Source organism: Nostoc sp. (assembly GCF_036919595.1).
Classification (GTDB): domain Bacteria; phylum Cyanobacteriota; class Cyanobacteriia; order Cyanobacteriales; family Nostocaceae; genus Nostoc.
Window position 1 is genome coordinate 1 of sequence record NZ_JBALCO010000108.1, and the last position, 11,337, is coordinate 11,337.

Below are 11,337 nucleotides of genomic sequence, written 5' to 3' on the forward strand. Positions count from 1 at the left end.
CCTCTGCTAATTTATCCGATAGCTACCCATTTACTTTAGAAAAGATTATTGGTAGCTGTGACCTGATAACTAACTCCCCTGGTTGGCTAACACCCATTAGGGGTTTTTTTCTAGTTGCCGAGCTACGCCCGTCTTAGCACATCGCCATCAACCCTGATTTTTACCATTTTCTCAGGAAGATACTGCTGCCACTAGAAAAGATTACTGGTAGATGCATCCTGATCACTCACTCCCCTAGTAAGATAACACCATCTGGAGGGTTTTATTTAAAAAAATAACTAACCTTTGTACAAATTTATCCGGAGTATGGTGTTCAACCTGAGTACATTTAATTGGTAGATGCACCCTTATAACTAACTCCCCTGGTTGGCTAACGCCCACTGGGGGGTTTTTATTTAAAAAAATAACAGACCTTTGTACAAATTTATCCGGAGTATAGTGTTCAACTTGAGTACATTTAATTGGTAGATGCACCCTGATAACTAACTCCCCTGGTTGGCTAACGCCCACTGGGGGTTTTTTTGGCGTAGCGGCTTGTCCTTAGACATCGCCCTAGCATTTCCTACCGATCTAACTGAAATGCACCACAACTCTTGTTGCTACTGCTGGTAGACCTTGAGTATCCTCCTGTTGCCAGGATAGAGCATAAGCTGCTCACTCAATTCCTAAATCGCTTTCTTTTTATTGTGAGCTAGAGATGCCACACCAAAATGATTGCTATGATATTTAATCACATTTTTAATTTTTTTTCTATATTTTCGCGTTTAATTGTTTGTCTACCAGCAATCACTGCTTTCAACTTCCGAATCAGAGCTTCATCGCCGACTACATTTGTATATTTATCGTTCCCAAGTTCAGCCTGGTAATGCGGTACTGGAGGCTCTGCCTCCCAAAAAATTACCTTCTCTATTAGAAGCAGGGAAGGAAGAAAAGATATTAAATCAGGATTTTAGCCTTAAGTTGACACTAATGACCAGCTATGTGGTAACATTTCATAGCATTATGCTAAAATAACTCGCCTAAAACCTAAGAGTCGCCAACCCATAAGTTTAGCTGTAATTAAGTTCTCTTCAGAAGAGTGCGGCATTTGCCACAAAATGTCTTTTTATGACAAAAAGGTGGCTGAAGAACTGGGTTTAGAATTTATCGATGTGAAAATGCAGGATACGACTGCTTACCGCAAGTATCGCAAGATTTTATTAACTCAGTATCCTGATAAATCAGAAATGGGATGGCCTACTTACATCATCTGCAATTCTCCAGAAGGAGAATTTCTGATTGTGGGTGAGGTAAAAGGAGGTCATCCCAAAGGGGAGTTTAGAAGCCGTCTTCAAGAGGTTCTGAATTCCACAGCTAATCAGAACTAATTACCTCAAAAGATTTGACCTCCAAGACAGGTCCAATCATGGCAGTTGTCATGATATCTTCACGCACCTGTCCTTTAACTTTTGCTTTCTGTCCAGCTTTGAGTAAGTCTTTGTCTGCCCCTTTAAGGATTTCGTAAGTAACGCCCTCTTCTGTGACTAAGGCCCATGCGCCTGTGCCAATATCACGGCGTTGAATTGTACCTGTAAGTGTAATGCTCATAAACGGTGCTGAGTGGAGGAATAGTAAATTAGGAGTTAGGAGTAGAGACACGATTAATCGCGTCTCTCCCCTTCTATGCTATTTTTTCTTCGTTTTTCAATGCTAAACGAGCAAGTCCATAACAGATTAGGGCATTGGTGATGAGGAAAAGACGTGCTAAGTGACCACTTCCCAAACCCCAAACAGCTGGATCAAAAAACGCACTTACCGTCAAGCAGGCTGCGACACCTAAGGTTGAACCAATGGCAAACCATTTCCAACTAGGATGTCCCAGCAGCAATGCCATTAAGACAATGGGAATCAGTACGCTGGCAAACAGGGGATTGAACGCATTAGTTCCCTGGAGGGTATTGCCTAGTTCCGGAATTGAACTGCCCAAAACCCGGAAAGGCCACTGGGGAAGGTCAAAAATATAGATTCCCTTGAGGAAGAATAACCCCGAACTGCCAGCAATTAGTCCACTAAATAGAGACCAACTCCAAGTGAAGGGGAAGTAAACCCGTAAAAACCAAGCCAGTAGATAGGAACCAACTACCATTAATATCTTGGGTAAGAGTGCGATCGCACCACCATCAATCCAAAAGCCGGGGTTAAGATAGCCGTTATCGCGTAACCACCGGAAGAAATCTGGGAAACTAATTTGCCCCGCAAAGGCTAGTTTGACTGCTGCTTCTGCATTGAGTTGTCCAGCGCCATAATAGTTCAAACCATCATCCTGGATAACTCGCGCCGACTGCTTGAGGACTTTTAAAACTTCATCTGGTTCTTTGATGCCAGCAGCTTTGATTAATGCCGCAACACCAGCAACGTGTGGGGAAGCCATGCTTGTACCCTGGAAGCCAAGAAATACTCCCTCGCCGTTTTCATCGATAGTTTCTTGGAGAATTTTACCAGCTTCACTGCCACCAGGAGCAGAGATATCTACCCCAGCACCAAAGTTAGAATAGGGTGCTTTTTCCCCATCTGGGCCAATTCCGGAAACGCCGATGACATAGGGATAGCGGGCTGGATAGCTTGCCCCATTGGTATTTTCATTCCCCGCTGCGGCAATGATAACTACACCTTTTCTATGGGCATACTCGATCGCTTCTTTCATCAACTTGCTTTCACCGCTACCACCCAAGCTCATATTAATTACATCTGCGCCTTTATCAGCAGCAAATTTAATTGCTTCGGCAATATCGGCAACAGTACCGCCACCATATGAACTCAGCACCTTTAGCGGCATCAGACTGGCTTCATAGGCAATTCCAGCTACGCCATATTTGTTATTTGTGGCTTGGGCAATAGTTCCGGCAACATGAGTGCCGTGGCCGTTATCGTCTTTGGCTTCTTCTCGGTCGTTAACAAAATCATAGCCTTTGACGAATTTTGTCTCATATAAGTCCCGCACCTTAGTAATCCCGGTGTCAATTACTGCAACTGTGATACCACTGCCTTTGGTTTGACTCCATGCGCCTTCAATGCCGATTTGGTGCAAGTTCCACTGCTTGCTGTAATATTGGTCATTGGGGCCAGTTAATGAGGGGCTTGTCTCATCATCATCTTGGGGTCTCAAAAATTCTCCAAGCCTTGCGGCTTGACCTGGTTGGGGAATCTTTCTATAAATGTAATTTGGCTCAATAAATTCTGTAGCTTGGGCAAATTGAGATTTTTTCAGTTCTTGGAGTCGCTGGCGATCGCCTTTGACAATATACACATTATCTTTTTTGGAAAACTTGTTGTCTAATTGGGGTGTAACGTTGTATTGTTTGGTGATCGCTTGCAGATTCTGTTCCACCACAAGTGATGGAATATCTTCCCGAAAATCAAGCAAAATCGTCTCAAACTCTCCTTTAATTGCCATTCCCTGGAAATTCAGGAAACCAAATATGGCAGATCCCAGCCCAATGACAAACAAGCACAATAATATAAGTTTTCTCATATTAACTCATCACCGCTTTTTGCCAGTTTGCTCACTACCATAACTTATCTCCATCCTTTATGGGTGGATTTTGCTCTTTTAGTTACAAGTTTCACTTCATTACTCAGGACTTTTTTAACCGATGGAACGTGGTCTTTTGTGGTTGCCCCTATTAGTAATGTTTTTCTGGTTGACATGGCAAGGCTCGAAAGAGTATCAAAAAGTTGAAGCCTATCGCACTTGGGCAGAGCAATTTGAACGGGCTAAGTACGATATTTATGCTGTATTAGGTCAAAAAGGCAACAATCTAACTTGGGGAAAACCCACGCCTAAAGGGCCTATTAAACTAGAAACATTCTCTTTGCTTGATGTCAAACAAATCCACCTTTTAGTAGATGAAAAATCAGTTGATATAGAAAATATACCCAATAAAGGTCGTTCTATAGAGTTAGAATTTTTATTTTCCGAATCTACTAACTCAGTGCGCGTTCCATTTACAGAAATCCCTTTGGCGGCGGAATGGGGTAAGTTTTTACAGGGGGTATTAGAAGACTTGCGATCGCAACAAAATCAGTAGTTATTTTGGAACTACAAAAAATAAATTATCGCAACTTCTTCCCTGTTTGCAATGGGATGTTTTTTATTTATTTATTTGTGTCGCTAGTTGCAATGGTGTGACAATATCAAAGCTTAAGGAATATATCAACAACCAAAACAGCCCAGAATGAATATCAGTCATGGCTCGATATTCATTCTGAGCTTTAGACGGGTAAGAGTTGCTCTCGTTTGCCGTCCCCACACCCCGTTTAGTGGGTGTGGGGCTTCTACTGTTCTTGCTAAAAGACTTTAAGGGAAATAAGCGTTTCCAGTGGAGCGATCGTCGATGAAGAACTTGTATTGTTTGGAGTCCATGTGTGCGATCATGGGTGGTGGCAGTTTGAGTGGTTGTCACTGTCGTCATATCTGCGATATCGAGGGGTAAATCCGTCTCCTTAAGTAGAATAAAAGTTGCAGTCACTTTGACAGGGATTAAAGTGTAGAGAAACCCCATAAAATAAATTTAGGTGCTCAATACCAAATCTTTTCTCTCTAGTTATTCCCCTACACACTTATACCCGCTGTGACGAGGCTTGGCCATTGGAAAACACAATCAAATAGTTATAAAAGTTGTAGAAGCCTGAGCTAAGAGCGTTGTTGCACTAACCCCATCTAACTTCGCCAACACTTGATTGTCTGAACTATCCACAATGAAGGCTTGACTTCCTTGTTTTTGTATCAACAATTGACCAAACTGGAGACCACCTGACAAGGCAATCTTGTCCTTACCCAGTTCAAAGTCAGTAATGGTGTCTGTACCCTCACCAGAAGCTAATACAAAGGTGTCATTATCATAGCCCCCAGTCAGCACATCATTGCCTTTACCACCGTAAAGCCAGTCGTTGCCTGCACGCCCGTAGAGTTGGTCATCGCCAAGACCGCCGAACAGGGTATCATTACCGTTATCGCCGTAAAGCAGGTCATTGCCACCATTGCCGTAAAGTCGGTCATTACCATTTTCTCCCCAGATCTGATCGTCTGGGTCACCTCCGGAAAGTTGGTCATTTCCTGAAGTACCCTTTATGGCAGCAGCAGGTCCAACTGTACCCTTAATAGCAAAGTCAAAGGGGCTTTCGTCACTATCGTTGTTGTTTAAACTGAGGCTACCACTATAGGTACCGACTTTAACAGTATTGAGTGCCACCGATATGGTGGTGGAAGCATTAACAGCCACGCTAGATGCAAGAGTTCCCACCAAACTAAATCCGTCGGGAAGTTTGAGATTACCCAAGTTGAGTGCGGCTGTACCGATGTTCTTAATAGTAAAAGTTTTGGTCAGGGTATTACCAGCAGTGGTGTAGCCAAAGTTAATAGCGCTGGTGTTCCCATCTGGAATGTTAAATATGCCATTGAGAACTTGAATTTCTGGAGCAGGAGCGGGTTTAATTGTGCCACTAATAGCAAAGTCAAAGGGGCTTTCGTTACTATCATTGTTGTTTAAACTGAAGTTGCCACTATAGGTGCCGGGTGTAGTGCTATTGAGTGCCACCGATATGGTGGTAGAAGCATTAACAGCTACGCTAGCTGGAAGAGTTCCGACTAAACTAAATCCGTTGGGAAGATTGAGATTACTCAGGTTGAGTGTGGCTACACCGGTGTTCTTAATAGTAAAGGTTTTGGTCAGGGTGTTACCAACAGTGGTGTCGCCAAAGTCAATGGCGTTGGTGCTCTCATCTGCAATATCAACTGTGCCATTGAGAACTTGAATTTCTGGAGTAGCGATGGTACTGCGGGGGGCTTCATATGCACCAATATCAGTCCCTGCAATGCCATTACCATCCCCATCCTGGGGAATAGTTTTAATGATGCTATTGAAGGCATTGGAACCAGTATCGATCGCAGGACTTCCAAGTTTGAGCCGAAAGTCACCATTTGCTGCATCAACAAACAACGGGTCTTTGTTTAAAATATTTCCTGATCCTGGGCCAACAAATGCTCCGTTATAAGCAAGGTTATTGTTAAATGAAACATTACTAGAAGAATTGATGGAAGCGGTAGACCCTCCTGTGCTTGCATACATAATATTGTTATAGACCCGAACATTTTTAGCACCGTTAAGAAAAATTTCTCCGTCTGGGATTATTCGTGAGTTGTGGTAAGTTGTATTATTTACAATATCTACAGGGTTTTCTCCTTTGAAAATCTGAATAGCTGCTCCACCATTGTTGTAAATTAAGTTGTTGCTGATTAAGGCTTTCCCTGTGTAGGCAACATTTCCAATATAAGAAGTGTCAAGCATTATTCCATGACCCTCAGTTATTTTTCCTGCTTGATACCAAGGGACTAATTGTTTATTATCAAAAGAAGAATTTCCTTGGATAATTACTTTGTAATCTTTTACATTATTATCTGAGTTCCAAAGATGCCCTACTGTGATTCCTTGAGTTCCGTAGGGTGAATACCAAGAGGTTCCAGAAACGATATTGTTTTTTATTGTAATATAATCAGCTTCTCCTGCACCAATCCCGCCTCCTGGAAACTTAGAAATCTTGTTATTAATAAGTGTGATATGGGATGACCGTTGAGTTGGACTACTCTTGTTAATACTAATACCACTACCAGATGTTGCTGGGTTATTCAAATTGTCTTTTTGTTGGAGCGCATATTCTAATGTAATTTCATCTCGTGCTCCTACCAATGTTAAGCCATCAATTACTACGTATGAAGAGCCTGTAATTGATATAGCATTCCAATTGTTGCTGTGTGCTTCTATAACAGGTGTGTGTCCAGGATATGCAATAAATGTGATCGGTGCATCAGCCCTACCTTGTTTATTTCCAATACTCAGGATATTTGCATAAGATGAGGTGTAAGTACCATTCATGACATAGACGGTATCACCTGCCTGCACCAAGTCTGCGGCTTTTTGGAGGGTGCGAAATGCGGCTCCTTCCTTCAGGCCATTATTTTTTTTATCATCGCCTGTTCCAGAAACGTAGTATGTTTTGCCAGCCATAGGTTTACTCCGAATATATGTAAGGGGAATTGGTAGTACACTCTCAGCAACAAACTCAGTTGCTAAGTAGTTGTTTGAATGAGTTATCTGTCTGGACTATTCAGGACAGTCACAGTTGTCCGATCGCGACTTGAAATCGCGCCGATCTTAAAAAAGCTGTTGTCAAACTGAAAAATTTTTATCCTGTCAACCGTTGATGGTTAAACCAGGGGTATTGATACCGTCAACCGTCAGGGTTTTGTTGAGGGTAATCGGAGGATTAGCACGTAGACATTCAATGTGGAGCCGGAGAAGTTTCCTGTCTTCTTTGAGCTTATTGTTTGACATCCAATGAATTGCCACAGCTGAAGTCGAATTGAATCGGATCTTCATCTCTAGCAGCGGCGTAGGCGTAGCCCGTCGTAGACATCGCTGCTCTTTGCAAAACAGCTTTGCTATCTGCTATATTCGATACGGTAATCATATTTGGAATGTTAATTCCTCTGAACTTTATCCGTTGTCTGAAGTCACGAGGTTGCCAAATCGACATAGTAAAATGCACCCCTGGCTAATAACTAGGGACTTAAAGTTACAGTAGTCAAAGCTTAATTTGTTGAAACTTTAGTAGGTTGACCCTTTAATTTAAGGAGACTAATGTAACAACTTAGTCGAAGCTTTTCTAAGCCGTGTAATTAAGCTTTGTGAACTTAGTTAAAACTAACCTTCACAAAGAGCAATTGATATCAGTGAATACCCTGTTTTTTGTTCTTTTTTTTACAACATGGAGCAAAATATTACGGGAGTGTGGTGTAAAGTATTGTCAAATTACAGGGTAATATGGGGATGGAGAGCGCTTTGTACAAGGATTTGATGAAGTTTCTTTCAATTTGCTCGGCGTTAGTCCACAAGGCATTGCTTATAATCGAGTCGCACCAAACGCTAGAATCAATTGGAATGCCATATATGGCAATTTTAGAGTTACTTCAGCTTTCTCTCAAATCTAGTTGCGTAAAATATTACTCTGACTAGATTGATGAAGCGGAGTCTCAACCTTACTTAACGGTTGTGCCGCAAGAGCACAGAGGTAAAGCAGCTTGTGGTCAGATATTGTAAAACTCACAACCGAATTTTTAAACAAGCGATCGCCAAGCAACTACCATCTCGCTAGTAATCTTCATAATATGAACGCTGAAATAAACTCCAGGGTACCTGTTGCTTTAACCATTGCTGGCTCAGATAGCGGTGGCGGCGCAGGAATTCAAGCTGATTTACGCACCTTTGCTTTTCACTGTGTTCACGGTACTAGCGCTATAACCTGCGTCACGGCACAAAACACTCTAGGAGTGAGCAGGGTTGATGCCATGCCAAGAGAGGCTGTTGTGGCGCAAATTCAGGCAGTAATTGAGGATATTGGCGTACAAGCTGCCAAAACGGGAATGTTGCTTAATCAGGAAATTATCTTTGCTGTTGCCCAGCAGGTGGAAGCTTTACAAATCGATAATCTAGTAGTTGATCCAGTAATGGTGTCACGTACGGGGGCACAATTGATTGATGATGATGCTGTGAAGACTCTTTGCCATGCCCTGATTCCCAAGGCAGTTATCATCACGCCCAATCGCTATGAAGCCCAGATTTTGAGCGGTTTACAAATTAATTCCTTGGAGGATATGCAAGCCGCTGCTGAAATTATCCACAAGACTTTACGGACGAGGGCTGTTTTAGTTAAGGGCGGAGGTATGCAGGGAGATTTACGTGGTGTTGATATCTGGTTTGATGGGGACAAATTGGAAGTTTTGACTTGCCAGCAAGTAGAGACAAAAAATACCCACGGCACTGGTTGTACCCTATCGGCTGCGATCGCTGCTAATCTGGCTAAGGGAAAAGACTTGTGGCAAGCGGTGCGACAGGCAAAGGAGTATGTCACTACTGCACTTACTTACGCCCTAGATATTGGCGAAGGGCAAGGTCCTGTAGGACACTTCTTCCCATTGTTGCGAAATTAACCTCGTGATTAGTTATCAAGCTGTTAACTGACTATTGACTACTGACTACTGACCATATCCAAAATGTAAATAAGAAATTTTTGCCCTTTCAGCATTTTTCTATTATTCTTGGGCATAGTTTCAGGGCTGACTATCTCTGTTAGCATCTCTGTACGATCTAATTACCTTGATTTTTAATACTAAGCTCCCGATGCGAACAACCATAGGTTCTGTTCACAGAAATTCGCCAACACCGACTACTCAAGCCTACCCTGCCTCTGTACCATTATCTGTATACAGGGAATTGTCAACAGAGTTGCAAGCAACACAGGCGAGGCTAGATGCACTTACCACCAAAAATCAGCAATTAGTACAAGAAAATCAACTACTACGCCAAGAAATTGCCAAAGTTGTTGAGTCTTTTTCTCACCTGCAAAAGTTTGTGGATTCCCATGCTACACCTAGTTATCACCAAGTCCCCCAAGCTCCTGGCTACATGAAAAGTGGTGCCAAACAGCCAGTAACCCAAGCGCGTCCACCTCAGCAGGTTTCTCGCCCATCTCCACCTGTTGTCCCCAAAGCCCCACCCGAAAAAAGCCGCCGCCAAAACTTTTCTCCACCTGTAATGGAAATAAATTTCCCGATACCAGAACCAATTTTTATAGAAGAGCAACAAGTAAGTTATTATTCCACTACTGAGCCAGATGCTAAGGGACTTAATGGCTGGTGGTTAATTATCACCATCTTGTTAATTATGCTTACTGCCTTTAGTGCTGGATATTTCGTTGTGCGTCCCTTGTTTGAACATCAGAAACGTTAGTTGACACTCACACAGTTAACAGCAGCATGGTTTCGGGCTACCGAGCAATTTCTCTGCAATTACTCTCTAAATATCTGACCATATCTGCTAAATGACGGAATTTATTTATTTTTAGATTATAAAAGCTATAAAAAATGCTAACTTGACAGCAACTTCTCTATGTTAAAACCTCAAATATTATCCAATTTATAAATCCTTGCCGCTTCTCATGTCCCAAACCCTCAGGCAAAGCATCTACACTTTAAAAAAGTGGTAATTATTACATATGTTTTAGGAAAAGCACTGCTAGTTACAGCTTCAGACAGCGGATCTGGTTAGATATATAAACGAAGCTAGTAGAAGTCAGGAGTCAAGAAGATGAAAAAAGTGGAAGCTATTATCCGCCCATTTAAGCTAGATGAGGTGAAAATTGCCTTAGTTAACGCTGGTATCGTTGGCATGACTGTTTCTGAAGTCCGGGGGTTCGGACGGCAGAAAGGCCAAACTGAACGGTATCGCGGTTCTGAGTACACAGTTGAGTTTCTCCAAAAACTCAAAGTGGAAATCGTAGTTGACGACAATCAGGTTGATATGGTAGTGGACAAAATTATTGCCGCTGCCCGCACTGGTGAAATCGGCGATGGTAAAATTTTCATCTCGCCTGTTGAACAGGTGATTCGGATTCGTACCGGGGAAAAGAACACAGAAGCGGTTTGAGTGCTGATAAGCTTCTGAACTATATGCCTATATATGACTCAATAAGTCACATATAGGCATATTCCCACGTCCTACTGGCTACAGGCTACGACAAAAACTAGCTTTACTCTTGACATAGAACGTATGTACTATATATATTTAATATATAATCTATATATAAGAACAGAGGTAAAAATGTTTTGAGCAAAAAAACTTTAATCACGCTTAACTTGTCGGACACTGAGCTTGAGCTACTAAATAGTCTTAGTGAAAAAAAGGATATGAATAAGTCAGCTGTGTTACGGCAAGCCTTACGGATGATGGGGCTGATTGAGCAGCGTATAGAGCAAGGTGAAAAATTTTACTTTGAAACTGGAGACGAGAAGAAATCTGAACTTATACTTGTCTAGCTTAATTCAAACTTGTGAGTTGTTGCCTTGAATGCGATTGTTAAGCTCCCCTTATTCCGTGTTAAAGACTCAGCCTTAGTTGAAGCAGAATTATATAATCTATCTTCTAAACATATTTCAGACTTTGAAACCTTTTGGAAACAAAGACTTCAAAACTCATCTGAAGAAGACAGCCATTGGTCATGGATAGATAAATTTTTGAAGCTTTCAACGCCAAATTATGAAAGGCTCGCATTAGAATGCGAAGCGATTACTCAAGGACTTATGATTCTGGAGTTATATTGCTATCGTTCCCTTTTAGAATCTACTAAGAATCTCGTTTATGTAGATTACTTGTAACTGCCTAGCTAGTAGTAATAGAGGAAAGGAAAACAGAGACATTACCTTCTAAAGCATCAGTAATAACTTCGAGGAGATTAAGACCATGC

The 11,337-nt window shown here is 41.9% G+C and carries 13 protein-coding genes; 7 read left to right on the forward strand and 6 right to left on the reverse strand.

Features of this window, described 5'->3' with window-relative positions; genetic code table 11:
* The first annotated feature begins 1,043 nt into the window (after window positions 1-1,043).
* On the forward strand, window positions 1,044-1,367 hold the full coding sequence (locus V7K21_RS16935; protein WP_273769266.1) for a thioredoxin family protein: 324 nt from the start codon (window positions 1,044-1,046) through the stop codon (window positions 1,365-1,367).
* Here the strand turns inward: V7K21_RS16935 and V7K21_RS16940 are convergent.
* Together V7K21_RS16940 and V7K21_RS16945 are read right to left on the reverse strand one after the other, a co-directional pair.
* Window positions 1,354-1,587, reverse strand: coding sequence for a hypothetical protein (locus V7K21_RS16940; RefSeq protein WP_335176145.1), 234 nt, complete (start codon window positions 1,585-1,587; stop codon window positions 1,354-1,356). The genes V7K21_RS16935 and V7K21_RS16940 overlap by 14 nt on opposite strands.
* Window positions 1,588-1,660: 73 nt before the next feature.
* The gene (locus tag V7K21_RS16945) at window positions 1,661-3,511 is read right to left on the reverse strand and encodes a S8 family peptidase (protein ID WP_335176147.1); all 1,851 of its coding nucleotides are present in this window, start codon (window positions 3,509-3,511) and stop codon (window positions 1,661-1,663) included.
* A gap of 121 nt (window positions 3,512-3,632) precedes the next feature.
* Between V7K21_RS16945 and V7K21_RS16950 the strand changes: the two genes are divergently transcribed.
* Window positions 3,633-4,067, forward strand: a complete 435-nt coding sequence (locus tag V7K21_RS16950; protein WP_335176149.1) for a hypothetical protein — start codon at window positions 3,633-3,635, stop codon at window positions 4,065-4,067.
* A 63-nt stretch (window positions 4,068-4,130) separates the two neighbouring features.
* On the opposite strand, the gene V7K21_RS16955 is transcribed toward V7K21_RS16950, so the two are convergent.
* The 4 genes from V7K21_RS16955 to V7K21_RS16970 form a co-directional block, all read right to left on the reverse strand.
* Window positions 4,131-4,508, reverse strand: a complete 378-nt coding sequence (locus tag V7K21_RS16955) for a hypothetical protein (RefSeq protein ID WP_335176151.1) — start codon at window positions 4,506-4,508, stop codon at window positions 4,131-4,133.
* Between the two features lie 132 nt (window positions 4,509-4,640).
* A complete protein-coding gene (locus V7K21_RS16960; protein ID WP_335176153.1) occupies window positions 4,641-7,043 on the reverse strand; it encodes a choice-of-anchor D domain-containing protein in 2,403 nt (800 codons plus the stop codon).
* Between the two features lie 186 nt (window positions 7,044-7,229).
* A complete protein-coding gene (locus V7K21_RS16965) occupies window positions 7,230-7,370 on the reverse strand; it encodes a hypothetical protein (RefSeq protein ID WP_335176155.1) in 141 nt (46 codons plus the stop codon).
* Window positions 7,357-7,506 (reverse strand): hypothetical protein, encoded by a 150-nt coding sequence (locus V7K21_RS16970; RefSeq protein WP_335176157.1) that lies wholly within the window; start codon window positions 7,504-7,506, stop codon window positions 7,357-7,359. Before V7K21_RS16970 ends, V7K21_RS16965 begins: the two co-directional genes overlap by 14 nt.
* 697 nt (window positions 7,507-8,203) lie before the next feature.
* Between V7K21_RS16970 and thiD the strand changes: the two genes are divergently transcribed.
* The 5 genes from thiD (at window position 8,204) to V7K21_RS16995 (ending at window position 11,248) form a co-directional block, all read left to right on the forward strand.
* On the forward strand, window positions 8,204-9,025 hold the full coding sequence (thiD, locus tag V7K21_RS16975) for a bifunctional hydroxymethylpyrimidine kinase/phosphomethylpyrimidine kinase (protein WP_335176165.1): 822 nt from the start codon (window positions 8,204-8,206) through the stop codon (window positions 9,023-9,025).
* Between the two features lie 190 nt (window positions 9,026-9,215).
* Entirely contained in the window at window positions 9,216-9,824 is a 609-nt protein-coding gene (locus V7K21_RS16980; protein ID WP_335176159.1) for a hypothetical protein, read from the forward strand.
* A gap of 357 nt (window positions 9,825-10,181) precedes the next feature.
* Window positions 10,182-10,520: a P-II family nitrogen regulator gene (locus V7K21_RS16985; RefSeq protein ID WP_012410794.1), complete on the forward strand. Its 339-nt coding sequence runs from the start codon at window positions 10,182-10,184 to the stop codon at window positions 10,518-10,520.
* A 260-nt stretch (window positions 10,521-10,780) separates the two neighbouring features.
* Window positions 10,781-10,909 carry a hypothetical protein gene (locus tag V7K21_RS16990; protein ID WP_335176161.1) on the forward strand — a complete coding sequence of 43 codons (129 nt, stop codon included), beginning with the start codon at window positions 10,781-10,783 and terminating at the stop codon, window positions 10,907-10,909.
* A gap of 27 nt (window positions 10,910-10,936) precedes the next feature.
* Window positions 10,937-11,248 (forward strand): hypothetical protein, encoded by a 312-nt coding sequence (locus V7K21_RS16995; RefSeq protein ID WP_335176163.1) that lies wholly within the window; start codon window positions 10,937-10,939, stop codon window positions 11,246-11,248.
* The last annotated feature ends 89 nt before the right edge of the window (window positions 11,249-11,337 follow it).